The 25,459-nt window shown below is 35.7% G+C and carries 24 protein-coding genes; 16 read left to right on the top strand and 8 right to left on the bottom strand.

Annotated features, from left to right (window positions below; translation table 11 throughout):
- Positions 1-79: 79 nt before the first annotated feature.
- Positions 80-1,477 carry a class II fumarate hydratase gene (gene fumC / locus CQA38_RS07790; RefSeq protein ID WP_137633441.1) on the bottom strand — a complete coding sequence of 466 codons (1,398 nt, stop codon included), beginning with the start codon at positions 1,475-1,477 and terminating at the stop codon, positions 80-82.
- 189 nt (positions 1,478-1,666) lie between these two features.
- On the opposite strand from fumC, the gene CQA38_RS07785 reads away from it, so the two are divergent.
- A complete protein-coding gene (locus CQA38_RS07785) occupies positions 1,667-2,236 on the top strand; it encodes a ribonuclease HII (RefSeq protein WP_137633440.1) in 570 nt (189 codons plus the stop codon).
- A gap of 31 nt (positions 2,237-2,267) precedes the next feature.
- On the opposite strand, the gene dmeF is transcribed toward CQA38_RS07785, so the two are convergent.
- The gene (dmeF, locus tag CQA38_RS07780; protein ID WP_137633439.1) at positions 2,268-3,239 is read right to left on the bottom strand and encodes a CDF family Co(II)/Ni(II) efflux transporter DmeF; all 972 of its coding nucleotides are present in this window, start codon (positions 3,237-3,239) and stop codon (positions 2,268-2,270) included.
- 119 nt (positions 3,240-3,358) lie between these two features.
- Here dmeF and CQA38_RS07775 point away from each other — a divergent pair, with 119 nt between their 5' ends.
- The 5 genes from CQA38_RS07775 to CQA38_RS07755 all read left to right on the top strand — a co-directional run bounded on the left by CQA38_RS07775 (position 3,359) and on the right by CQA38_RS07755 (position 8,388).
- Entirely contained in the window at positions 3,359-3,631 is a 273-nt protein-coding gene (locus CQA38_RS07775) for a metal/formaldehyde-sensitive transcriptional repressor (protein WP_137633438.1), read from the top strand.
- A gap of 225 nt (positions 3,632-3,856) precedes the next feature.
- Positions 3,857-5,500: a lactate permease LctP family transporter gene (locus CQA38_RS07770; RefSeq protein ID WP_137633437.1), complete on the top strand. Its 1,644-nt coding sequence runs from the start codon at positions 3,857-3,859 to the stop codon at positions 5,498-5,500.
- 50 nt (positions 5,501-5,550) lie between these two features.
- Positions 5,551-6,291 (top strand): (Fe-S)-binding protein, encoded by a 741-nt coding sequence (locus CQA38_RS07765; RefSeq protein ID WP_137633436.1) that lies wholly within the window; start codon positions 5,551-5,553, stop codon positions 6,289-6,291.
- The gene (locus CQA38_RS07760; protein WP_137633435.1) at positions 6,288-7,730 is read left to right on the top strand and encodes a LutB/LldF family L-lactate oxidation iron-sulfur protein; all 1,443 of its coding nucleotides are present in this window, start codon (positions 6,288-6,290) and stop codon (positions 7,728-7,730) included. The genes CQA38_RS07765 and CQA38_RS07760 overlap by 4 nt, the downstream gene beginning before the upstream one ends.
- Positions 7,723-8,388, top strand: coding sequence for a lactate utilization protein C (locus tag CQA38_RS07755; protein WP_137633434.1), 666 nt, complete (start codon positions 7,723-7,725; stop codon positions 8,386-8,388). The genes CQA38_RS07760 and CQA38_RS07755 overlap by 8 nt, the downstream gene beginning before the upstream one ends.
- A gap of 100 nt (positions 8,389-8,488) precedes the next feature.
- Here CQA38_RS07755 and CQA38_RS07750 read toward each other — a convergent pair whose 3' ends face one another.
- Positions 8,489-9,889 (bottom strand): outer membrane protein transport protein, encoded by a 1,401-nt coding sequence (locus tag CQA38_RS07750; protein WP_137633433.1) that lies wholly within the window; start codon positions 9,887-9,889, stop codon positions 8,489-8,491.
- Positions 9,890-10,107: 218 nt separating this feature from the next.
- Here CQA38_RS07750 and CQA38_RS07745 point away from each other — a divergent pair, with 218 nt between their 5' ends.
- Genes CQA38_RS07745 through CQA38_RS07735 form a run of 3 tightly spaced genes read left to right on the top strand, consistent with a single transcriptional unit; the run spans position 10,108 to position 12,250 of the window.
- On the top strand, positions 10,108-10,644 hold the full coding sequence (locus tag CQA38_RS07745) for a 50S ribosomal protein L25/general stress protein Ctc (protein ID WP_137633432.1): 537 nt from the start codon (positions 10,108-10,110) through the stop codon (positions 10,642-10,644).
- Positions 10,641-11,192 (top strand): aminoacyl-tRNA hydrolase, encoded by a 552-nt coding sequence (pth, locus tag CQA38_RS07740; protein WP_137633431.1) that lies wholly within the window; start codon positions 10,641-10,643, stop codon positions 11,190-11,192. The genes CQA38_RS07745 and pth overlap by 4 nt, the downstream gene beginning before the upstream one ends.
- The gene (locus CQA38_RS07735; protein WP_137633430.1) at positions 11,189-12,250 is read left to right on the top strand and encodes an LptF/LptG family permease; all 1,062 of its coding nucleotides are present in this window, start codon (positions 11,189-11,191) and stop codon (positions 12,248-12,250) included. The genes pth and CQA38_RS07735 overlap by 4 nt, the downstream gene beginning before the upstream one ends.
- Positions 12,251-12,263: 13 nt before the next feature.
- Here CQA38_RS07735 and CQA38_RS07730 read toward each other — a convergent pair whose 3' ends face one another.
- Positions 12,264-13,199: a bile acid:sodium symporter family protein gene (locus CQA38_RS07730; RefSeq protein ID WP_137633429.1), complete on the bottom strand. Its 936-nt coding sequence runs from the start codon at positions 13,197-13,199 to the stop codon at positions 12,264-12,266.
- A 98-nt stretch (positions 13,200-13,297) separates the two neighbouring features.
- Between CQA38_RS07730 and ilvD the strand changes: the two genes are divergently transcribed.
- A complete protein-coding gene (gene ilvD / locus CQA38_RS07725; RefSeq protein WP_137633428.1) occupies positions 13,298-14,986 on the top strand; it encodes a dihydroxy-acid dehydratase in 1,689 nt (562 codons plus the stop codon).
- A 163-nt stretch (positions 14,987-15,149) separates the two neighbouring features.
- Here the strand turns inward: ilvD and proB are convergent, their stop codons facing one another.
- On the bottom strand, positions 15,150-15,929 hold the full coding sequence (proB, locus tag CQA38_RS07720) for a glutamate 5-kinase (protein ID WP_137633427.1): 780 nt from the start codon (positions 15,927-15,929) through the stop codon (positions 15,150-15,152).
- 147 nt (positions 15,930-16,076) lie between these two features.
- On the opposite strand from proB, the gene fabZ reads away from it, so the two are divergent.
- From fabZ to mreC, 5 genes are read left to right on the top strand one after another with little or no spacing between them, the layout of a single operon-like run.
- On the top strand, positions 16,077-16,517 hold the full coding sequence (fabZ, locus tag CQA38_RS07715) for a 3-hydroxyacyl-ACP dehydratase FabZ (RefSeq protein ID WP_137633426.1): 441 nt from the start codon (positions 16,077-16,079) through the stop codon (positions 16,515-16,517).
- A gap of 4 nt (positions 16,518-16,521) precedes the next feature.
- A complete protein-coding gene (lpxA, locus tag CQA38_RS07710; protein WP_137633425.1) occupies positions 16,522-17,307 on the top strand; it encodes an acyl-ACP--UDP-N-acetylglucosamine O-acyltransferase in 786 nt (261 codons plus the stop codon).
- Entirely contained in the window at positions 17,304-18,530 is a 1,227-nt protein-coding gene (gene clpX, locus CQA38_RS07705; protein WP_137633424.1) for an ATP-dependent Clp protease ATP-binding subunit ClpX, read from the top strand. The genes lpxA and clpX overlap by 4 nt, the downstream gene beginning before the upstream one ends.
- Positions 18,530-19,570, top strand: coding sequence for a rod shape-determining protein (locus CQA38_RS07700; protein ID WP_034906639.1), 1,041 nt, complete (start codon positions 18,530-18,532; stop codon positions 19,568-19,570). The genes clpX and CQA38_RS07700 overlap by 1 nt, the downstream gene beginning before the upstream one ends.
- A complete protein-coding gene (gene mreC / locus CQA38_RS07695) occupies positions 19,560-20,309 on the top strand; it encodes a rod shape-determining protein MreC (RefSeq protein WP_137633423.1) in 750 nt (249 codons plus the stop codon). The genes CQA38_RS07700 and mreC overlap by 11 nt, the downstream gene beginning before the upstream one ends.
- A 1-nt stretch (position 20,310) precedes the next feature.
- On the opposite strand, the gene CQA38_RS07690 is transcribed toward mreC, so the two are convergent.
- The 3 genes from CQA38_RS07690 to CQA38_RS07680 form a co-directional block, all read right to left on the bottom strand.
- On the bottom strand, positions 20,311-21,945 hold the full coding sequence (locus CQA38_RS07690) for a methyl-accepting chemotaxis protein (RefSeq protein ID WP_170999493.1): 1,635 nt from the start codon (positions 21,943-21,945) through the stop codon (positions 20,311-20,313).
- Positions 21,946-22,098: 153 nt separating this feature from the next.
- Entirely contained in the window at positions 22,099-22,839 is a 741-nt protein-coding gene (locus CQA38_RS07685; RefSeq protein ID WP_137633421.1) for a prepilin-type cleavage/methylation domain-containing protein, read from the bottom strand.
- Positions 22,836-24,014, bottom strand: a complete 1,179-nt coding sequence (locus CQA38_RS07680) for a glycosyltransferase family 39 protein (RefSeq protein WP_137633420.1) — start codon at positions 24,012-24,014, stop codon at positions 22,836-22,838. Before CQA38_RS07680 ends, CQA38_RS07685 begins: the two co-directional genes overlap by 4 nt.
- 182 nt (positions 24,015-24,196) lie before the next feature.
- Here CQA38_RS07680 and CQA38_RS07675 point away from each other — a divergent pair.
- Positions 24,197-25,459, top strand: a 1,263-nt coding sequence (locus tag CQA38_RS07675) for a cache domain-containing protein (RefSeq protein WP_212741822.1), incomplete at its 3' end; no start/stop codon positions are given.

The following is a 25,459-nucleotide window of genomic DNA, read 5'->3' as shown; positions in this document are numbered from 1 at the left end:
AAAAGCTTAAAAATTCTTAAAAATTAACATACAATTATAGCCAAATTCATACAAACTTGGCTATAACACACTATATATTTTACTTGCCTAAAGGATGAATCATATCCTTTGGCACCACAAATTTATCATAATCAGCCTCGCTTACAAGCTTAAGCTCTAAAGCACTTTCTTTAAGTGATATGCCTTTTTTGTGGGCGTTTTTAGCTATTTTGGCTGCATTTTCATAGCCTATGTGAGGATTAAGCGCGGTAACTAGCATTAAAGAATTGTGTAGATAGTAATCAATTTTTTCTTTATTTGCACTAATGCCAACAGCACAATGCTCGTTAAAGCTCAACATAGAATCAGCAAGCAAATCAAGACTTTGTAAGAAATTATAAATGATAACAGGCTTAAAGACATTAAGCTCAAAATTTCCTTGAGAAGCAGCAAAACCTATAGCTGCGTCATTTCCCATCACTTGCACGGCGACCATAGTTACAGCCTCACACTGCGTAGGATTAACCTTGCCCGGCATTATGCTAGAGCCCGGTTCATTTTCTGGTATGCTTAGCTCGCCAAGTCCGCATCTTGGACCACTAGCTAGCCATCTTATATCATTTGCGATTTTCATTAAATTTGCAGCCAAGCCTTTCATCGCTCCGTGTGTAAAAACCATAGCATCATGGCTTGTTAGAGCGTGGAATTTATTTGGGCTGGCTTTAAGCTCAACGCCTAAAAGTTTAGTTAATTCTTTGCTTACTTCTTCGCTAAAATGAGCCGGTGCATTAAGCCCTGTGCCAACAGCAGTGCCACCGATAGCAAGCTCTCTTAAAGTAGGAAGTGAGGCTAGAATTTGTTCTTTAGAATGCTCTAGCATAGAAAGATAACCGCTAAATTCTTGTCCTAAGGTTAAAGGCGTAGCATCTTGCAAATGTGTGCGTCCGCTTTTAATGATATCTTTAAATTCCTCAACCTTTTTCTTTAAAGTTGCTGTTAGAGTATCAAGAGCTGGTAAAAGCTTTTGTTCTACTTGCTGGACTGCTGCTATACTCATAGCTGTTGGAAAGGTGTCATTTGAGCTTTGCCCGCGATTTACATGATCGTTTGGATGGACGAATTTTTCTTTGCGAAAGTCTTTACCAAGTATTTCAGTTGCGCGGTTTGCGATGACTTCATTGACATTCATATTACTTTGTGTGCCTGAACCTGTTTGCCAAATCGCTAGTGGAAAGTTATCATCAAATTTGCCAGCTATCACCTCATCGCAAGCCTTAACTATGGCTTCTTTTCTTTCATCATCAAGCCCATTTTTTAAGCGGTTATTAACTATAGCTGCTGCTTTTTTGAGATTAGCAAAAGCATAGATTAAAACCTTTGGCATTTTTTCTATGCCTATGCGGAAATTTTCTAAACTCCTCTCAGTTTGTGCGCCCCAATACTTCTCATCAGGCACTTTAACCTCACCCATAGTGTCTTTTTCTATCCTAAAGCTCATATTTTCTCCTTTTTGTAAAAATTTAAACTGCTTAAAGTGTAGCAAATTTGCACTAAAAAATCACCAAAAAGCTTTAAAATATTTAATTTTTATTTACAAAATGTAAAACTAGCTCTTTTATAGTCTATCTTGCAAGAAATTTTTTAAGATAAATTCTATATAATCACAAAAATTCAAAAGAGTGCAAAAATGAATCACAAAAAGCTTATAGGTATAGATGAAGCAGGTAGAGGTGCTTTGGCTGGTCCTCTTTTTATGGCGGCTTGTTTGCTTAATAAAAATATCGCTGGCTTAAAAGACTCAAAAGCCTTAAGCGCCACACAAAGAAAAAAACTTTTTACACTTATCAAAGAAAACTCAAGCTTTTTAATCCTTGCATTTTCAAACAAACAAATCGATGAAAAAGGCTTATCTTACTGCCTTCAAACAGGCTTAAAAATCATACTTAGGCATTTTTCATCTATGCAAAATACTGAGTTTTTGTTTGATGGCAATACAAATTTTAAAGTCCAAGGCATAAAAACACTTATAAAAGCTGATACCTTAGTGCCAGAAGTTTCAGCTGCAAGCATACTTGCTAAAGTAAGCAGAGATGAAGTGATGATACACTTAGACTCAAAGTATCAAAACTACGGCTTTAAACAACACAAAGGCTACGCAAGCAAAGCTCACATAGAAGCTTTACGCACATTTAAAGAGAGCGAAATTCATCGCTCAAGCTTTAAATTGAAGTGCTTTGAGGGCTCTTTGTTTGATTAAAGAATGCTTTTTGCATATAGCTTAAACTAAGCTAGCTTGAAATTTCAACTGATATATGTGCTAAAGCCTTGCAAGTTTGTAATTTTGACTTGATTTGAGCTAAGTTTTGCTGACTTTTTAAACTTAAAATACAAGCATAATGATCCTTATCGATTTTAAGCAAATGCAAATCCTCAATCTCACCAAATTCTTTACTCAAAGCCAAAACTTCACTCAAAACAGGTTCGTCCATAGTAATATCAAGTAGAATTTTTCCGCTGTCTTTTATAAGTCCTATAGACCAGATAAAAACAAGAGTTGCTCCCACTAAACCCATAGTTGCATCAAGCCACCACCAGCCCAAAAATAAGCCGCCTAAAAGAGCGATAATCGCAAGTATAGAAGTTAAAGCATCAGCTAAAATATGCACATACGCTGCTTTTAAATTCAAGTCTTTAGAATGATCCTTCCCCTTAATTTGCACTTTTTGTTCTGTGTGCGAATGTGTGCAATTTTCATGCTCGCTGTGATCGTGTGTATCGTGGTTGTGATTATGCCCGCAAACACCGCCATCATCTTTTAAGAGCCACACACAAACAGCATTAACAAAAAGCCCTAAAAAAGCCACAATAATAGCTTCTGTATAAGCTATATCTTTAGGATTTAAAAAACGATGGATAGACTCATACACCATAAAAAAAGCTACTGCAAGTAAAAATAACGCACTTGTATAAGCTGTGAGTATCTCGACTTTATAAGTGCCAAAATTAAAACGACGATCTGTAGCATAACGTTTAGCGAAAAAATACCCAAGCAAAGCCAAGCCAAGTGCTACAGCATGAGAACTCATATGCCACCCATCAGCAAGCAAGGCTATAGAATTAAAAAAACTTCCAGCGATAATCTCAACAACCATAGTAATAAGAGTAAAAACAAAAGCATAAAAAATGCGTTTTTGTGCTTTTTCATTTGAACTACTAGGGCTATAAAAGCAAGTTTTTCCATGCAAAGAAGAAGTATTCATCTTTTTTTCCTTGTATAAATTTAAATCGTATTTTTTAGAATCAAAGCTCTTTAAGCAAGCTCTAATTTGATTTTTGATACTATACCCTAGTATATCTTAAAATTTACTAAAGGGATAAAATGGCACACACCATAGCTCATAAAAGCAAACTCTTAACAAGACTCAAAAAGATAAAAGGACAGATCAATGCCCTAGAAAAAGCCTTAGAAACTGAAAACGAATGCTTTAAGATACTCCAGCAAATCGCTGCTGCAAGAGGAGCGATGAATGCTTTGCTTAATGAAGTCTTGCAAGAACATATCAAAGAACATTTACTTGACGCAAATACAAAAGCAAGAAGACAAGAAGAAATTGACAATCTTTTAGTGATACTTAAAAGCTATTTTCGCTAGCAGCTCACAATAAGTGCAAATTAAACTAACAAGCAAAAGGTGCATTTACACACTAATTTAAATAAAAAAATAACTTTTTTTATATACTTTTGTAACAAGTATTATTTATGCTTATAGCTAAGTTACAATTTTACACATTTTACACTCCACTTAAATAAACAAAACAAATTTTCATTTTTCTTTTGCTACACTTAGACAAAATACAAAACATTTTAAGGAGTTTCAATGTATCAACAAATTTTTGATCCATTAGGTAACATTTGGTTGAGCGCATTAATGGCTTTTATCCCCATCTTGTGCTTTTTACTTTGTTTGCTTGTGTTTAAGCTTAAGGGCTATCAAGCTGGCTTTGCTACCGTTGTTGTGGCAACTTTGGTGGCATATTTTACTTATGGTATGCCTTTTTCACTCATTGGTGCAAGTTTTGTGCAAGGTTTTGCTCAAGGTATGTGGCCTATCGCTTGGATTATCGTTGCTGCGATCTTTCTTTATAAGCTTTCAGTTAAAAGTGGTTCTTTTGAAGTCATCAAACAAAGCGTTATGACAATCACTCCTGATCATAGAATTCAAGTTATTCTCATCGGCTTTTGTTTTGGTTCTTTCTTAGAAGGAGCGATTGGTTTTGGTGGTCCAGTAGCCATTACTGCGGCACTTTTAGTAGGCTTAGGACTTCGCCCACTTTATGCAGCTGGACTTTGTCTTATCGCAAATACAGCTCCTGTTGCTTTTGGTGCAGTTGGAATCCCTATCATCGCTATGGCAAATTTAGTTGGGGTTGAACAGCACGCAGTTTCTGCTATGGTAGGTCGTATGCTTGTGCCACTTAGCCTTACTGTGCCTTTTTTCATCGTCTTTTTAATGGACGGCTTTAAAGGTGTAAAAGAAACTTTTCCGGCTATCTTGGTTGCCGCAGTAAGCTTTACAGCAACTCAATTTATAAGCTCAAATTATCTTGGTGCAGAGCTTCCAGATATCGTTTCAGCTGTCGTTTCACTTGCTTGTACGACTATCTTTTTGAAATTTTGGTCGCCTAAAAATATCTTTAGACTTGATGATTTAAAAGACTTTTCAAACCACGAGCAACTTGAATTTGGCAAGGTATTTAAAGCTTGGCTTCCATTTATCTTACTTATCCTTTGTATCATCATTTGGACTCAACCTTGGTTTAAGGCTTTATTTGTTAAAGGAGAAGTGTTTGATTATACTCAAGTCACTATGGCATTTAATAATATAGAAGGCAGCATAACTGATCCAGATGGTAAGGCTATAGGCTTAAATTTACCGATAAACTTTATCGCTTTACAAGCTGGAACGGCTATCTTAGTCGCAGCATTTTTAACAATCATCTTTTTAAGGATCAAATCAAATGTCGTTGAAGAAGCGTTTGGAGATACTTTAAAAGAAATGGCTATGCCTTGTATCACTATAGGACTTGTGGTTGCCTTTGCATTTATCGCTAAAAACTCTGGTATGAGCGCAACTCTAGGAACAGCATTTGCACAAACTGGCGATGCCTTTGCTTTCTTTAGCCCGGTTATTGGCTGGATAGGCGTGTTCTTAACAGGCTCTGATACAAGCGCAAACTTACTTTTTGGACCATTACAACAAGTTTCAGCTAATGCACTTGGCATAAAAGAAGCTCTTTTCTTAGCAGCAAACTCAGTTGGTGGTGTTGTTGGTAAGATGATTAGCCCTCAAAGTATAGCTATAGCTTGCGCTGCGGTTGGTTTAGCTGGTAAAGAATCAGACTTATTTAAATTTACTCTTAAATATTCTGTTGGCTTTATCATCTTAATAGGTATTTGGACTTGCATCATCGCGTTTTTCCTTAATGGAATAATCCCTGATGTTGTTTATATACAAAAATAATGTTTTGCCTTGCTTGAAAAAGCAAGGCTTATCTTTATTATAAAGGATTTATTTTGAATAAAGTGTATTTTTACGCAACTTGCTTAGGCACTGCTGCCATGCAAGAAATGGTGCTTAATGCGATTAAGCTTCTTCGTAAAGAAGGTGTAGAGGTGATTTTTAAGAAAAATCAAACCTGTTGTGGACAGCCGAGTTTTAATTCAGGTTATTTTAACGAAAGCAAAGAAGTGGCTTTGTATAACACTCGACTTTTTGAAAAAGACTATCCTATCATCGTGCCAAGCGGTTCTTGTGCAGGTATGATGAGTCATGATTATATAGAACTTTTCAAAGAGGATAAAAGACTTGATGAGATCAAACATTTTAGCTCAAAAGTAATCGAGCTTTCTCAATATCTCGATCAAGTTTTAAATGTAAATTATGAAGACAAAGGTGAGCCTATAAAAGTAACTTGGCATTCAAACTGCCATGCTTTAAGGGTGCAAAAAAGCATTACCTCAAGTAAAAATCTTATCAAAAGGCTTAAAAATGTCGAGCTTGTCGAGCTTGAATACGAGCAAGAATGCTGTGGTTTTGGCGGAACTTTTTCTGTAAAAGAACCAGAAATTTCAAACGCAATGGCAAGAGCAAAGGTAAATGATATACAAAATACCGGAGCAAAATACATTATCAGCGGTGATGGTGGTTGTTTGCTTAATATCAAAGGCACGATGAGTAGAATGGGGCTTGATATAAAAGGCTTTCATTTATATGACTTTTTACTTAAAAGACTTGAAGGAGCAAAACTATGAGTGCAGAACACAAATTACCGCACGAAGTTGCTGTTCATGAAAATCTCAGCAATGAACAAATGAGAACAAATTTAACCACTGCAATGCATATCTTACAAAAAAATCGTCTTAAGGTTATTGATGATAGATTTGAGGATTGGCAAGGCTTAAGAGCAAGGGCAAGACAGGCTAAAAATAACGCCTTAATGAGTCTTGATGAACGTTTGCTTGAATTTGAAAAAAATGCTACAAAAAATGGTATGCACGTGCATTGGGCGAGCTCTGATACTGATGCTTGTGAGATTATTTATCAAATTATGATGGAGAAAAAAGCAAATAAAATCCTCAAAGGCAAATCCATGGCAAGCGAGGAGATAGGCTTAAATCATTATCTTGAAAAAAAGGGCTTAAAAGCCATTGAAACTGATCTTGGCGAGCTTGTTTTGCAGCTTGATGAAGATACGCCAGTGCATATTGTCGTGCCAGCTATTCATAGAAATCGCTATCAAATCGGACAAACCTTTAAAGATAAACTTGGTGCAAGCCTTGAAAGCGAACCAGAAAAGCTTAATGCCATAGCTAGAGAGCATTTAAGAAATCAATTTGAAGATTTAAAAATAGGCTTAAGTGGTGTAAATTTTGCGATGTCAGAACAAGGTGCAATTTGGCTTATAGAAAATGAAGGCAATGGCAGAATGTGCACCACCGCTTCAGACATACATATCGCTCTTTGTGGTATAGAAAAAGTGATGCAAAGCTTTGAGGATGCGGCAACTATGGTGCATTTGCTTACCCCTTCAGCAACAGGACAATTTATCCCAACTTATAACAATATCATTACAGGACCTCGAAAAAATGGGGATTTAGATGGACCAAAAGAAGTGCATATCGTGCTTTTTGATCACAACCGATCAAGAATGCTTGCAAATAAAAATTATTATGAAGCCTTGCGCTGTATTCGTTGTGGTGCGTGTATGAACTTTTGTCCGGTATATGATAAAATAGGCGGACACACCTATCAAACCACTTATCCAGGACCAATTGGTGAAGTGATTAGCCCAAATCTTTTTGGTATAGATAAAACCGGCGATATTTTAAGCTTTTGCTCGCTTTGTGGGCGTTGCTCTGAAGTTTGTCCGGTAAAAATTCCACTCGCTAATCTCATACGCACATTAAGAAGCGATAAAGCAGGACAAGGCGAACAAAAGCTCTTAGGCGATGAAAATATGCATCATAACAAAGCCGAAGCTTTTGCAATGAGAAATTTCCAAATGGCAGCGACAAATGGTGGGCTTTGGCGTTTTTCTCTAGGCAACGCACATTATTTTAACTGGGCGGTGCAAGGGCTTAAGAGTGCGTTACCGGTGATTAAAAAATGGAGTGAATTTAAGGATTTACCTTCCATAAAAGTCGATCTTTACAAAGAAGTTCAAAAGCTAGAAGGAGTAAGCTATGAGTGAAAATAAAAGTGAAATTTCAAGTCGTAGCAAAGAAGCGATTTTAAATGCCGTAAGACAAAGAAATAAAATAAAAGACTTTGAACGCATACAAACAAGTGATCCAGTCGTACATATCAAAAGAGTTGGTGGTGAAGAGGCGATAGATGAGATGAAACGCAAGATGAGTGATAACAAATTCATCGTCGAAGAGTGCGAAAAACACGAACTTGAAACAAAGATCAATGAAATTGTTGCTTTGTATGGCTATGAAAAATTCATTTATGGCACAGGCTTAGAACTTGATATAGATAAAATCAAAGCCAGCGAAAAAGTATGTTTTGATAAAGAGATAGAAAATTTGCGTCACGAGGTTTTTCACAGCGAATTTTCTGTCATTCACGCAAAATGTGGCATAAGCTCACACGGAGTTGTATGCGTGCCAAGCTCGCCAAAACAACCTAGAATGCTTTCTTTGGCACCAACACTTTGTATCATTTTGCTTGAAAAAAGCAAGATTTTAAACTCGCTAGCTGAGGCTTTAAATTTAGTAAAAAGTGAAAATGAGGTACTACCAAATAATATTTTATTTATCGCTGGTCCTTCAAGAACGGCTGATATAGAGCTTATCACGGTTTTTGGCGTGCATGGCTCGCAAAAAGTGCATTTGGTGCTATATTGACAAAAACTCTAGGGCTTTTTTGCCCTAGAACCTTAATTAAATTTACACAAACTTAAATTTCTAAAATTCTCATTTCTAAGCTTTAAGTGTTAAAATGTATTTAGAAAAGATACTTAAAACCAGCAGTTACAAGGTGTAGCTCACCCCAGCCATCGTGTGATTGGATAAAGCTTTTTCTGTTGTCTTTTACTGCTAAAGAATACGCTAAACCCACATCGACACTTTCGCTCAACCTTTTTCTTAACCCAAGCCCAAACATAAACGCATTTGCATCAGGTATGCCAAACACACCTTGAGGCGTTGGCGTCTCATCATAAGCAAAAGAAAGCATAAAAGTATGATCATCACCAAAATAGCTCAAACCCAAACGATACGCATTGCTATCTTTCCAGCCTTGTCCGTAATATACAGCATTATAATCAGCTGAATTCATTTGACTTGCTGTAGTTCCGGGATTAGCTTGCTCAAGACTTCCTAAAATACCAGTTTGTCCGTAAAACCGAGCATTAGAATAGCCGAATTTAAAGATATCAGCACTACTCCAAAAGGTGCGTTCATACACAAACTCAGCCCTAATCCTACCAAAGTCTTGAGCTAAAGCGATATTAAAAATTGCTGGCAAATCTGCATCAAGCTTTAAATCCGCATCCATATAAGTTGAACCTATATCAAGAAATCCACCAAGACTTCCCATTTGAGCTAAGGCATTAAGATTTCCTTTCATATTTAAAGCTCGTTTAGAGCGGTAAGTCGTTGATATAGTCGTGCTTGAAGTAGGCTTGATACTCAAAGCAAGGTTATAGCCCCCCCCCCAGCCCTTAGCACTAGAAGTTTGAGTTACATTTGTTGTGCCATACATCGTTCCTACGAGATTACTTGTAAAAGGCACATTTAAGGTATTATCAAAATCTCCCCAAGAATACAACACGCTTGCACCCACGCCCACGCTGATAAAGTCTTGATAAGTCAAAGATACAACAGGATTTAAATCAAGTATAGCAAGGCTTAAATCATCCATAAAGCCACCACCTTCTTTATCCCAATTCATATTGAGCCCTTGAGGCGTGGTAAGTGAAAGCCCATAATGAAGCTTTGTATCCTCGCTTAACTCATAAGCCTTGCTTTTAAAGAAAAATTTTGGCACAAATTGTTTGGTAGCATTCGCATAGCCTTGCACTCTTACACTTTTTGGATCAGTTGTGGAAGGAATGCTTGATATATCTTGTTTTATATCCCCACCAACCTTAGTAAAATCAAAACCCGGCACATAGATAAAAGTTGCATCAAACTCAAATTCAAATTTATCACTATCCTTACCAAAAGCCATATTTGCAGGATTATAATAACTCGCATCAGCCCCATACGCCCCAGCTACAAAGGCTGAGTTTAACGCCGTGCCATTTAAGCTTTGCTCGGCTAAACGATATCCAGAAGCAAAAGCTAAATTCGAACATAAAACGCACGAGAGGGCAAAATAAATCTTTTTTGAGTGTTTATTCATTGTTTTCCTTATAGTCTGTATAAAATTACATTGTATAATAAATAATTTAAATTACACTTAAGCCATTTATTTTATTCTTGTGTGCTGCAAGATAATTTATATATTTTGTTTTTTGCAAGCTCAATATTTTTCAAAAAAGCATTTTCTAAGCTAAATTCAACTTTTTTTTAACTTAAATTTGCTACAATCAAGCCTTTATTTTTTACGAAAGGAAAAAGATGTTAGAAGGTATCGTTAGAGAGAGTATCGGCAGAAAGGCAGCTAAAGCCTTAAAAAGAGATGGTTATCTAATCGCAAACATCTATGGTAAAGGTGTGGAAAATATCCACGCTGCGTTTAAACTAAACGATTTTATCAAAGAAGTGCGTAAAAAAACCAGCCTTATTTTTGATGTTAAAGTTGGAGCAAACACTTATAGTGTTGTGGTTGTGGATTATCAAAAAGATCCTGTTACTAGCCAGCTTAAACATGTGGATTTAAAAGTCGCTCAAAAAGGTGTTATCGGCAAATATATGGTGCCTGTAAAGCTTAGTGGCACAGCTATTGGGCTTAAAAACAAAGGTGTTTTAATCCAAAGCAAAAGACGCTTAAAGGTAAAATGTGCGGCTGAAAATTTACCAAATTTCTTCGAACTTGATGTAAGCAAGCTTGATGTAGGCGATGCTTTAATGGTGCGTGATATAAGCTTACCTCAAGGTGTAAGCATTGTCGAAGCTGATCGCGTAGCTGTTGTGGGTGTAGAAAAGGCAAGATGATCTTAGTCGTAGGACTTGGCAATATTGGCAAAGAATACGAAAATACAAGACATAATGTCGGTTTTATGCTCGTTGATCTACTCTTAAACGAGCTTGAAACTACCCCAATTTCAAACACCAAATTTAAAGGAGAATTGTTTAAAAGCAATTCTTCGCCCCTTTTACTCTTAAAACCCCATACTTTTATGAATAATTCTGGCATAAGTGTAAGTGCTGTGATGAACTTTTACAAATGCGATCGCTTAATCGTGATCCATGATGATATAGACTTAAGTCTAGGCACACTTCGTTTCAAAAAAGGCGGCTCAAGTGGGGGACATAATGGACTTAAAAGTATTGATAGTTTTTGCGGAAATGATTATGAACGCGTGCGTATAGGCATAGGCAAAGATAAAAATGTGATTAATTTCGTGCTAGGGCATTTTAGTGCTGATGAACTTAAAAGCTTAGAGCCTGTTTTAACGCAAGCTAAAAATGCTGTTTTAGCCCTTATCAATAGCGATATAATAAGCGTTGCCTCAAATTTTTCTTTAAAGAAAAAAGAATGAGTATTTTTTTTCGTTTTATCTCTGGAATTTATCTTAAAAGCTTTTTTATCATCTTAATCGCTTTGACTTTTTTCTTTGTAGGCATTGATCTACTTTTAAATTTCAAAGATTTGCCAAATTCAGCTAATCTTGTTTTTTTGTATGTCTTGTTTCTTGCCTGCACGGCGTTAAGCTATATAATGCCTATTTCACTAGTCTTTGCTTTAATCATTTGTTTGATTAATATGATACGCTCAAACGAACTTGTAAGTTTTTATGCCTTAAGTTTGTCAAGAAATTTAGTGATTTTATATCCTTTTTTATGGGCTGTGTTTTTTTGCTGTGTATTTATAGGGCTTAACTTCACGCCTTTTGCTTATGCAAATGATTATAAAAGCAATATCTTAAATAATGCCGTTTTAAGCACGCAAAGCTCGAGTATCTTTGTAAAATACGATGATAAATTTATCTACATAGAAAGCCTTGAGCCTTTACAAAATGAAGTTAAAAATATAAAAATCTTTAGTATAGACAAGCTAAATCTAAATCAAATTCAACAAGCCCTAAAAGCGCGTTTTAAAGATGATATTTGGCTTCTTGAAAATGCAAATGAACTCACCACACCAAGTGAGCTGAAACTTTATGGTGAAGGGCTAAAGATAGAAAATTTTAATGAACTTGAGACTTTAGAAGGCTTTAAGCCAAAGATCATTGAAAGTGTGGCAAGCAAGAGTAATTACACTATCATTGATGCGTGGCAGAGCTTTAAAGCTTTTCAAACTCAAGGCGTGAATACAAGCAGAGTAAAAACAGAGCTTTACAAACTTATCTTTGCACCTTTGTTTGCGCCTTTTTTAATGCTGATTTTATATCAATTTTTTCCTATCATAGGACGTTTTTTTAATCTTGCTTTTATTAGTTTTATCTTTTTTGTCGTTACGCTTGGCACTTGGGGCTTTTTGTTTTTACTTACCAGACTAAGCGAAGGCGGGGTTATCAGTGCAGAAGTGGGTATCATAGCCCCTGTTTTAAGCCTTGCATTTGTTGCTTTTTTTATCCTTTATAAAAAGAAATTTTAGCTGGATTTTCTCATCATTTTTCTTTCAATCTTAAAAGATTAGCCAAAATCGCACCTGAGATATTATGCCACACAGAAAACAAAGCTCCAGCTACTGCAGCTAATGGCATAGAAGCAAAATGAGTAGCAGCTAAGCTTGTAGCAAGAGCTGAGTTTTGCATACCAACTTCTATACAAATTGCTTTTCTTTTAGCAAGGGGCATTTTTAAAAGCTTTGCTAAAAGATAGCCTAAGATATAACCTAAAACATTATGAAGCATAACTACTATTATGATCAAAAGCCCTATTTGCATAAGCTTGGCTGAGTTTATACTCACCACACAAGCGACGATAGCCATAATCGCAAGCACTGAGATAAGAGGTAAAATTTCTTCTATCCTTGCTGTAAAGCGAGGGAAAAAATAAGAAATCAAAAGCCCCAAAAGTATAGGAAAAATCACTATTTGCACTATAGAAAAAAACATAGCAAAAACATTGACTTCAACCCTTTCTCCAACAAAAAGTAAGGTTAAAAGTGGAGTAAGCAAAGGCGCTAAAAAAGTCGAAAATGAAGTAATGCTTACTGATAAAGCTAAATCTCCCTTTGCAAGATAGGTTATCACATTTGAAGAAGTTCCACCCGGACAAGTGCCAACCAAAATAACGCCAATAGCAAGCTCAAGTGGTAAGTCAAATAAAAAACAAAGCACAAAAGCGATCAATGGCATTAGGGTAAATTGTGCTATAACGCCTATACTTAAATCTTTTGGACGCTTTAAAACAAAAGCAAAATCACTTGCCCTCATCGCAAGTCCCATACCAAACATAACTATCATCAGCAAATAATTAATATAACTTGCCTTAATAAAGCTTACCGAACTTGGATAAAACAAAGCCAAAGCCGCGACAAGCAAGATGAGAATAGCCATATATTTTGAAAAAAAATTACTCACAGCTTTTAAAAAATTCATAATTTGCCTTATACATTGAGATTAAAAAAATCATTATAATATAAATTATAGTAATTTTTGGCTAAAATGCTGATATTATTTGAATTTTAAGGATGTATATGCGAAGTGATGTTATTAAAAAAGGGTATTTAAAGGCACCAAACCGCTCTTTACTAAGGGCTTGTGGGCTTGAAGATGAAGACTTTGATAAGCCTTTTATAGGCATAGCTAATTCTTATATAGATATTATCCCCGGACATTTTTACCTCAACAAATACGCTGCGATTATCAAAGATGAAATTCGTAAAAATGGTTGTGTGCCCTTTGAGTTTAACACTATAGGCGTTGATGATGGCATAGCTATGGGGCATAGCGGTATGCTTTATAGCTTGCCAAGCCGTGAGATTATCGCAAATTCAGTAGAAAGTGTGATGAATGCACACCAACTTGACGCACTTCTTTGCATACCAAATTGCGATAAAATCACTCCAGGTATGCTTATGGGAGCTTTAAGGGTAAATGTGCCAACCATATTTGTAAGTGGCGGTCCTATGAAAGCTGGAAAAAGTACAAAGGGTGAAAAACTCACTTTAAATAGTGTCTTTGAAGCAGTAGGCGAGTTTGAAGTGCAAAAGATAAGTGAAGAAGAGCTTAAAGATATAGAATGCAAAGCCTGTCCGGGCGGAGGATCTTGTTCTGGTATGTTTACTGCAAATTCTATGAACACGCTTTGTGAAGCTATGGGTATAGCTCTAAGTGGTAATGGCACGGCTCTAGCCTTAAGTGAAGAAAGAGAAAATTTACTTCGAAAAGCTGCAAAACGAATTTGTGAGATCGCCCTTGATGAGAGATTTAAAATCAGAAATATCATCACTGAAAAAGCAATCAAAAATGCCATGGTAGTTGATATGGCTATGGGAGGAAGCTCAAATACTATACTTCATATGCTGGCTATCTCTCGCGAAGCTGGCGTACCTCTTGAGATAAAAAGTCTTAATGACATAAGCAAAAAAATCGCTCACATTGCCAAAATCGCTCCAAGTTTGCCAAGTGTGGCTATGGAAGATGTAGGCAGGGCTGGGGGAATGAATGCTGTGATAAAAGAAATTTCGCGTCGTGATAATGGACTTTTAGCCCTTGATGCTCTTACTATCAGCGGGGAAAGCTTAGGTGAAAGGATAAAGGACGCTCAAATTCTTGATGAAAGTGTAATTCACAAGGTAGAAAATGCGTATTCAAAGGTTGGCGGTTTGGCGATTTTGTTTGGAAATTTAGCTGAGCAAGGTTGTGTGATAAAAACCGCTGGTATAGTTGGCGAGCGTAAATTTAGTGGTAAGGCTGTGTGTTTTGATAGTCAAGATGAGGCTATTAAAGGCATTATCAAAGGCAAAGTGAAAAAAGGCGATGTATGCGTGATAAGATATGAAGGACCTAAAGGGGGTCCGGGTATGCAAGAAATGCTCTCTCCAACAAGCCTAATCATGGGTATGGGGCTTGGAGCTGATGTTGCTTTAATCACTGATGGGCGTTTTAGTGGTGCAACAAGGGGCTTAAGCATAGGACATATAAGCCCTGAAGCTGCTGAAGGAGGTCTTATAGGCTTACTTAAAGATGGAGACATCATCGATATAGATGTAGATACTTACAGCATAAATGTGCGTTTAAGCGAGGCTGAGATCAAAGAAAGAAAGCAAAATTTCAAACCTTTACAAAAACCTTTAAAATCTCGTTATCTTGCCCAGTATCAAAAACTTGTTTCAAATGCAAGCAATGGTGCTGTGCTTGATCTTGATTTTTTTAAACACTAAGTTTTGTAGCCTTATTTGAAGTTGAAATATGCATTCAAAATAAGGCTACGAAAGTGTTTTCGAGCAACATAATAAAAGTAAAAATAATCAAGCTAAATTTAAAAAGATAAATTCAAAACAAGAATTTTGAGAAATTTAAGGCTTAGGATAAAATGACAAGAACTCATTCATCTTTGATGAAAAGTGTGCCACCGATTTGTTTATTTTCGAGTAAAAAAGCCCTAACCACAGAAAGATCAAAACCACTTGCCAAAAACATAGCCTTATTCCTTTCAAGCACAAATGAAGCTGCTTTTAACTTCGTTATTATACCACCTGTGCCATGCTCGCTACCTGTTTTTGAGCTTTGCTTGAGCCATTTTTCATCGATATATCCAAGCTTTGAGATAAGTTTTGCGTCTTTAAATTCATGTGGATTTTTATCATACAAACCATCAATATCGCTTAAAATCACAAGCAAATCAGCATTAAAATAATGCGTGGCATATGCTGAAAGCGAGTCATTATCCCCAAAGAAAAACTCAAAAGTCGCTGTCGTATCATTTTCGTTAATGATAGGCAAAATTCCGCACTTAATCATAGTATCAACGACATTCTTAGCATTTTTGCTTGCTTTTCTTGAGTCAAAATCACTTGCAGTAAGCAAAATTTGAGCAGCAATTTTATCAAATTTGGCTAAAAAATCATTATAAGTTTGCATTAAAAAAGGCTGTCCTATAGCAGCTAAGACTTGTTTATTGACAAGCTCTTTCCTGTCTAAATGAAATTTTGTATAGCCAGCTGAAGTTGCCCCAGAACTCACTAAAATCACTTCAAAACGCTGCATCAAATCAGCCAAAAAATGCACCAAATTTTTTATACGATCAAGACTTAAAGCATCTTTTTCACTCAAGGTATGTGAGCCAACTTTGATGATGATTCTTTTAAAATTTTGTGTTTTCATAGGCGGTATTATAACAAATTTTAAAAACTTTGTTATCAAATTCGCTTTTTTTGAATTTTAAAGCTTAAACTTGCTAAATTTAATGATTTTATTAGGATTTTTTTTGTAAAATTGCCTTTTTGAATACGCTTTTTTAAGGTTAAATTTATGATAGATGTCATGCAAATTCAAGCAATCCTCCCTCATCGCTACCCATTTTTGCTTGTTGATAAGATCACAGAGTTAAAAATCGGCGAGCTTGTAAAAGGATATAAAAATGTCAGTATTTCAGATCAAGTTTTTATGGGGCATTTTCCAGATCATCCTATATATCCGGGCGTATTGATTTTAGAGGGTATGGCTCAAACGGGTGGAGTTTTGGCTTTTGAAAGTATGGACGATAAGGTTAATCCTAAAGAAAAGGTGGTGTATTTTACCGGCATTGATAAGGCTAAGTTTAGAAATCCGGTTCGCCCGGGCGATAAGCTTGATTATGAAATGTGTGTGGTAAAAAATCGTGGGAATTTATGGATATTTGAAGGAAAAGCTTTTGTAGAAGGAGCTTTGGTAGCTGAAGCTGAATTAAAAGCTATGATTATTGATAAGTAAAACAATGCAAAAAATTCATCCAAGTGCGGTTATAGAAGATGGGGCTATTTTAGGCGATGATCTTATCGTTGAAGCCTATGCTTTCATTAGCAAAGACGCAAAAATCGGCAATGAAGTGGTGATTAAGCAAGGCGCTAGAATACTTGCTGATACAACCATAAATGATAAAAGTAAGGTTTTTTCTTATGCTATAGTAGGTGATATCCCTCAAGATATCTCATATCAAGACGGACAAAAAGGCGGAGTAATCATCGGTAAAAACTCGGTTATTAGAGAGTTTGCGACTATAAATTCAGGCACAGCTAAAGGAGATGGATTTACACGCATTGGGGATAATGCTTTTATCATGGCGTATTGTCATATCGCGCATGATTGTTGTTTAGGAAAAAATGTTATCTTAGCAAATAATGCTACCCTAGCCGGACATGTTAGACTTGATGATTTTGTCGTGGTTGGTGGCTTAACACCTATCCATCAGTTCGTGCATGTAGGAGAAGGAGCGATGATCGCTGGAGCTTCAGCACTTTCTCAAGATATAGTGCCTTTTTGTTTGGCTGAGGGAAACCGTGCAAGCATTAGAAGTCTTAATCTTGTAGGCATTCGCAGACGTTTTGATAAAGATGAGATAGAGTGCATTAACAAAGCTTATAAGTTCTTGTTTAGAGGTGGGGATTTAAAAGAGAAGGCTGAAGAGCTTTTAAGTCAAACTTCAAGTGAAAATGTAAAAAAAATGTGTGAATTTATCCTTGAAACAAAGCGAGGAATTCCTGTATATAGAGGAAAGAAATGATTAAAAAATGTAATTTTTGTGGAGAAAGCGAAAGCGCACAAAGAAGAATTCTAGCAAATGAACAAGATGACGCTTTTATCTGTCAATATTGCGTTGAGGGTGCGTATAATCTCATCTTTGGCGATGAAAGAGCAAAAAACACTCCATTAAAGCAAGAAACAATAGATTTTAAAGATATCACACCAAAAGAGCTTAAGGCTTATTTAGATCGTTATGTTATAGGACAAGATAGAGCCAAAAAAATCTTTTCTGTAGGTGTATATAATCACTACAAAAGGATATTTAAATCTGCCTTGCAAGATGATGATACTGAGCTTTTTAAGTCAAATATCTTGCTTATTGGTCCCACAGGAAGCGGAAAAACTTTGCTTGCTCAAACTTTAGCTAAATTCTTAGATGTGCCAATTGCTATTTGTGATGCGACTTCTTTAACTGAGGCTGGCTATGTGGGTGAGGATGTCGAAAATATACTTACAAGATTAGTTCAAGCTGCAAATGGCGATGTTGAAAGAGCTCAAAGGGGTATAGTTTTCATAGATGAGATTGATAAAATCGCTAGAATGAGTGAAAACCGCTCCATTACAAGAGATGTAAGCGGAGAAGGCGTGCAACAAGCTTTACTTAAAATCATCGAAGGAAGCCTCGTTAATATTCCGCCAAAAGGTGGAAGAAAGCACCCTAATCAAGACTTTATACAAATTGATACTTCAAATATACTTTTTGTATGTGGTGGGGCATTTGACGGCTTAGATCAAATTCTCAAACGCAAGCTTGGAGATAAGGTTGTGGGTTTTGCTGATACAGCTGAAGCTGATAAAAAAAGCTTGCTTGAAAAGATAGAACCTGATGATTTGGTGCATTTTGGGCTTATCCCTGAGCTTATCGGTAGGCTTCATGTTATCGCTTCTTTAAATGAGCTTGATGAAGATGATATGGTTCGTATCTTAACCGAACCAAAAAATGCTATCATTAAGCAGTATCAAAAGCTTTTTGCTATAGATGGTGTGGGTTTGAAATTTGAAGATGACACGCTTAAAGAAATAGCCAAACTTGCCTTGGAGCGAAAAACAGGTGCTAGGGGCTTAAGAAGCATTATTGAAGAATTAATGGTGGATTTGATGTTTGAGCTACCAGAATACAAAAATTACGATATAATCATCACTAAAGAAGTGGTGCGAGAAGGTGCAAAGCCTTTATTTATCAAAACAAAAAGGGTGGGATAATGATACTTGATCAAGTGATTGGATTTTTTTCAAGCGATATGGGCATAGATTTAGGCACAGCAAATACTTTAGTGCTTATCAAAGACAAGGGTATAGTGATCAATGAGCCTTCTGTAGTGGCGGTTGAACGCGAAAGATACGGAGGAAAAGCAAAAATTCTAGCCGTAGGTAAAGAGGCTAAAGATATGGTGGGTAAAACCCCAGCAAACATAGAAGCGATCCGCCCTATGAAAGATGGCGTTATCGCTGATTTTGATATGACTGAAAAGATGATCCGCTATTTTATAGAAAAAACACATCGTCGCAAAAATTTCCTTCGCCCAAGGATCATTATTTCCGTGCCTTATGGGCTTACTCAAGTTGAAAGAAAAGCAGTTAGAGAAAGTGCTTTAAGTGCTGGAGCAAGAGAGGTATTTTTGGTTGAAGAACCTATGGCAGCAGCAATTGGAGCAAATTTACCTATACAAGAACCAAAGGGAAATTTAGTCGTTGATATAGGTGGAGGAACAACTGAGATAGGCGTTACTTCGCTTGGTGGTTTAGTGATTTCAAAATCAATCCGCACCGCCGGAGATAAGCTTGATATGAGTATAGTGAATTATGTCAAAGAAAAATACAATCTTGTTATAGGCGAACGAACCGGCGAAGAGATCAAGATCACCATAGGTTCAGCTTATCCTCTAAATAAAGAGCTTACCATGGTTGTTAAAGGACGCGATCAAATCAGCGGACTTTTAAGCCGCATAGAACTTACCAGCGAAGATGTGCGCGAGGCAATGAGAGAAAATTTAAAAGAAATTGCCGATGCTTTAAAAATGGTGCTTGAGATGATGCCACCTGATTTAGCAGCTGATATAGTCGAAAATGGCGTAGTTTTAAGTGGTGGTGGTGCTTTAATAAGAGGGCTTGATAAATACTTATCAGAAACCGTGCGTTTGCCTGTTTATGTTGCTGATGAGCCACTTTTAGCCGTAGCAAGAGGCACTGGTAAAATTCTGGAAGAAATCGCATTGTTACGACAATTAACCAATGAAGAATAAAATTCGTGGTGTTTTAATTCTTTCTTTTTTAGTCTTTATCTCTTTTTATTATGGAGGTTCGATTAAAAAAAATGTTTTATTCATTAACGATATTATCATCACAACATATTATGATGTAAAAGATTATATGAGCGAGAGTATAAGCGAGCATTTTAATCAAGTTGATCAAATTCGCGCCCTAAAAGCACAAAACAAACAGCTTGAAGAAGCTACTGCTTTGATCTCAACCTTTGCTAATCAACTCAATTTGCTTTTAGAAGATAAAAACTCCACTCAATACCTTCCAAAAGTTTCTTTAGTTAAAGCTATTTCTTATGCACAAATAAGCGATTATAATAGACTTTGGCTTTCCACAACCCATTTTAATGGAACTCAAAATAGAGGATTGATCTATCAAGGCTACACAGCTGGTATTGCCATACTTAAAAATGATCGTCCTATGGCTTTACTTCAAAGTGATGAACAATGTGCTTTTTCAGTATATATAGGCAAAGACAAAATTCCAGGTGTGTTACAAGGCAATGGCAATAAAGTTATCGTTAAATTTATACCAAAATGGCAAAGCATTCACATAGGCGATGAGGTTTTAACAAGCGGATTAGATAATATCTTTTTTAGCGGTGTGCCTGTGGGTAAAATCACAAAAATTGATGATAGCGATATGTATCAAAGCGCTGAGATAGAACCTTTTGTCAAGGTTAATATCCCAGCTTATATGTATATGGTAGAAAGATTTTAACTTAGAGTTTGAAAATTTCTATTTCTTTTTGCAAGTGTTCAGCGATATTTTTAAGCTCCTCAGCTGCTTTTTTATTTTCGATAATGGTATTTTTGGTTTGAATTGAGATATCCGCACATGAAGTAACTTGCTTTTCTATCTCTTCCATAAGTTTGATTTGCTCATTGACTTCTTGATTGACTTCTCTTGCTTTTATGAGACTATCGCTAGCTTGTTTTGCGATTAAGTCCATAGAATCACGCATTTCATCACTTAAGTTTTTACCTTGAGTGATGAGAGGGATTGATTCTTGTATGGCTGTAGCTGTAGCAACGGTTTCTTCTTGAATTTTTTGGTTGATGATAGTGATCTGTCCGGTAGCTGCACCTGTTCTTTCAGCAAGCTTTCTAATCTCATCAGCAACCACAGCAAAACCCCGCCCTACTTCGCCAGCTCTTGCAGCTTCTATAGCAGCATTTAAAGCTAAGAGATTGGTTTGATCTGTGATTTCGCTGATAAGTTCTGTACTTTGTCCTATATTTTGAGCATGTTCGTTTAAGAAACTGATTTGCTCTGACATCTTACCTGAGTTTTGAGCCACATTTTCCATTTGTTCAGCTGTTTCTTGAGCTGCTGTTTTGTTTTCTTGACAAATTTGAGTTGTATTTTTAGAGTTTTGTTCGGTTTCATCAGCTATTTTTTGGATATTATAAGTTTTTTGCACAAGTGCGTGTATGCCTTGTGCTGATTTGTTTGACAAATCGCCTTGCTCATTTGTGGCTTTTTCGGTATTTTCAAATATATCATTAACAAGCTCAACTTTTTTATTGATCTCATTTGAAAGGGTGGCGATTTTTTGCACTATATTTTTAAGCTGATTTTGCATTTTGCTCGCCGTATGTAGTATGCTTGCTTCGTATTTGGTTTGAATTTGAAGCCTTAAATTTCCTTGTGCAACTTCATTAATGATACGATTTACTTCAGCTGGTTCTCCACCTACAACCTTTTTGATATAACGAGCACTATAACTTGCTACGATAATTGAGATGATAAGGGCGATTAAAATAATAGCGATCATAATCGGCACAAAAGCTTGAGAATCAGCGATAGCTTGATTTGTTAAATTTGAGTTTGCAAGCTCTTCATGATCGATGAGAGTGTTAATGCGTGCAAGCCAAGTGATAAACTGCGGACGAGCTTGATCTAAAATCATCGCTTTGGCTTGTTCTGTATTACCTTGTTTTAAGTTTTGCAAGATCATTGTGTAAGTTTGCAAGGTTGCATTTTTGATCTCTTCTATATCTTGATACATTTTTGTTTCAGTTTCATCGAGTAATTTTTTACTAAAAAGTTCCGCGAAATTAGCTTCAGCTTTATTATAATCATCTTCAAGCTTTTTAATCATATTTAAAGTGTTTTGAAGATCTTGTTCATCTGTAATTAAAGCTGCATCACGAATTAAAATCGATCGATCATGCACAGAGCCTCTAAAATTAATCGCTTGTCTTGAAATCACCCCATTGACATAGGTTGCACGAGTAAGCATAGAGTTAAGCTCTTTAACCTTATATATAGAAAAGATAGAGGTTATAATCATAATAACAACAATACAAGCAAAACCCATATAAAGTTTAGCCGAAATTCCTAGCTTCATTATCAATGCTCCTTTTGATTAACTAAGATTTGATTTACAATTTATAACGAATTTGTATTAAATTCTATCACATTTTCATACAATTATAATAAAAAATTATAAATAATTTCCAAATTTTTATACTAAATTCATACTAAAAAAGTATGATCAAAACCTTTAAATTTGAGAACATAATTTTTGCTTATGGGCTATATATTGTGTGTTTGATCGTGTAAGAGCTGGTAAAAACGCATAACCGCTGAGTGTATCGATGAGTATGCAAATACTTTGAGTTTGATTGATAAGCTTGATAATGCAGTATTTGTTTTTGTGTATAAGAAGCTTATCAAAGGCTTGATTTGCTCCCCTTAAAGGTGAATAAAGTCTGCCAAATTCATCAAAAACCACACGAGTGCTACCAGCACAAGCGTCTTTAAATTCCACCCTTAAAATGCCAAAAGTTTTTTGGATATTAAACCTCTGACTTGCCCTTTCATCTTGGGCGCTAATCACTCCACTTTGCCCTGAATTCATCAGCTTTTTTGGATTAAAAAGATCAACAGCGATTTCTCTGTCTATATTGACATTGATTTTACCGATATTTGCATTTCCATCGCCATTTTTATCCAAAAATAAAGTATAAGTTTGCTCGTTATTTGTTGCGCTTTTTGATCGGATAAAATACAGCTGCCACCTTGCCTTAAACCATTCATCTTTTGTAGCAACGCTTAGTTTTTCATCTCTAAAACTTTCTTGCATTAAGGCTAAAGCTCTTGCGTAGTGCAAATCATTTACAATTTGCTTTGCACCTAGATAAATTTTATTTTCATTGCTTGGATAAAATTGAGCTAAAGAAATAATCAACGCAAGGATAATCAACACAAAAACACTCTCAAGCAAAGAAAAAGCATACTTCACTTTTGTTTTATCCTTTCAAGCCTGTAGTATTCTTGCAAGCTCGCAATTTGCACTTTAATATTTGAATTTTTAGCACTATCTAGCTTGATTAAACGATAAGTTTTACTTGAATCAATGCCATAAAATTTGAGTCTTAAGGCTAAATTTTCATTTGTTTTTACACCTTTTATACCCATTTCATTAAGCTTTAAAGCAAGCTCTTTAACGCCGTGATAATTATATGCAAAATGCTTTTTGGGATTTGAAATAAAAGCATACAAAAAAGTATTAAAAACTATAGCCGCGTAGCATAAAATTAAAAAAATAAGCGAACATTGTATAAAAATATCATATTTTACGCGTAAATTTGGCAAACGAACGCGATAAGACTGCATTAAAGTGCGGATAAGCAAAGGTGTAGAGATCACACAAAAAGGTAAAAAATCTTCCAAATAAAGCTTTTGTCTTATCGAAACTAAGCAACAAAATACAAAAGTTGTAGCCATAACAAACCACAACAAAGGCTTTTTATCACTCAAAGCAATACGATAAATCACATAGAAAAAATACACAAAAACCAAAGGCGAAAAACACGCCGCAAAAATCCCCAAGGTATCTAAAAAATAAGTCTTAGGCTTACCACCAGTATCAAAACCATAAAAGCTTAAACATAAACCAAAAAGGATTAAGGTTACACTCCAAAGTAAGGCATCTTTTTTATAAAAACCAAAGAAAAAAAGTGCAAGATACAAGATCATCACCGAAGGATCGACAAAAAAAGCCAAACACAAAAGAACATAAAAGCTGTATTTTTTCTCATATTCATAGGCGCACAAGATCAATAAGCTCATCAATATCACTAAAGAAGCTTGATTGACAAGCAAAGCACTAGCAACACTACCGGGCAAAAGCACAAATAAAATAAGCGAAAACAAAGCATCTTTTGGTGTTTTTGTGATCTTTAAAGCAAGCAAATACAAAAGGATACACGATAAAACATGCAAGATCAAAAGGGGCAAACGAAGAGCAAGATCATTTTGTCCAAACACAAAAGTAGAAGCATGCGTAAGATAGTAAAGCAAATTTGTATGTGTAAAATATATCTTTGCTTCATCAATGCCTATGCTTAGTGTGCTTGAACCATAAAGCAAAGCAAGCAAATCAAAGATCAAAACCAAGGCGACTATCTTTTTCATCACACTCCTTTTGAGTTGATTTATAGCATATTAGAGCTTAAAAAAAGATTGTGATGAGGTTAGCAATTATAGCTTAAAGCTTGAAAGCTTAAGCGAGCTTAAAGCTTTTGAAGACTATAATTTCAGTCTTTAGATACTTACAATTTTTCGCTAAATATTTTGGGATTTTAAGGAGTAAAGAAATGGGTTCAAATAAGTCTCTTGGTGTGGCTTCCAAACTGACGATATGGGTTGGAGCTTTAATCGTTTTAGTTTTGGGTGTAGCAAGTATGGTAAGCTACTTTGATGCTAGAAATAAAACTTTTGAATTGCTTAGAGAAAACCAATTTCAAGTTGTTGAAGGCGTATTATCAACTTTTAATTCATATGACTCACAAAAAAGAAAAGTTATAGAAATTTTAGCTCAAGAAGTAGCTAAGAGTGAAATTACAGAGGAAGATTTTATCGCTTTTACGGCAGCTTTTAAAGAAGCAAATGGCTTTGATTTGGTATATATAGCTCTTGAAAGTAATGGCAAAAATTATCAATCAAATGGACAAATTCTTGATCTTTCAGTAGGCTATGATACAAAAAACCGCCCTTGGTATGTAAAAGCCAAACAAGAAGGTAAATTAATCGTTACTGAGCCTTATAAATCAATCGATAATGGACAAACCTCGCTTACTTTTGCCATGCCTTTTTATGATCAAGCTGGAAATTTAAAAGGCGTTGTTGGGGGCGATTATAGTATTAATAAATACTCTCAAGACATACTCTCTTCAGTATCAAGCGCAAATTCTTATGTTGGAGTATATGATAAAATAAGTGAAAACATCATCTTTCATCAAGATAAAGATAAAGTTTTAACCAAAAATAAACTCTCTCAAACGATTTTTGATTCAATCAAAGCAGAACCTTATTTGCTAGAAGATGATGAAATATTTTTTGCAAAAGATGATGAGGGTGTAGAACAAGCCATTATGTGTACTCCAAGCCTTGCAAATCCAAATTACTTCTTCTGTTCTGTTATGCAAGCTAGCATTTATTCAAGCTATTCAAATCAAATTCTTTTAAAGCAAGTAGCGGCTGGATCGATTTTTATCATCATTGCACTTGTAGTAGTTAGATTTTTAATCAGCAGAAGCTTATTTCCACTTCGTGCTATTCAAAATGCTTTAAATTCTTTCTTTGATTTTCTTAACTATAAAACAAAAGATATTGCCATGATTAATATTAAGGGCAATGATGAATTTGGACAAATTTCAAAGGTTATTAATGAAAATATCTCACAAACAAAAAAAGGCTTAGAACAAGACTCTCAAGCCGTCCAACAATCAGTGCAAACCGTGCATATAGTAGAAGAAGGTGATTTAAGTGCAAGAATCACAGCTAGCCCTAAAAATCCTCAACTCATAGAACTTAAAAATGTATTAAATCGCTTACTTGATGTCTTACAACACAGAGTG

The organism is Campylobacter sp. MIT 12-5580 (genome assembly GCF_005406235.1).
GTDB lineage: Bacteria > Campylobacterota > Campylobacteria > Campylobacterales > Campylobacteraceae > Campylobacter_D.
The sequence above is the reverse complement of the archived record's forward strand: the minus strand, read 5'-3'. Positions and strand labels throughout refer to the sequence as shown.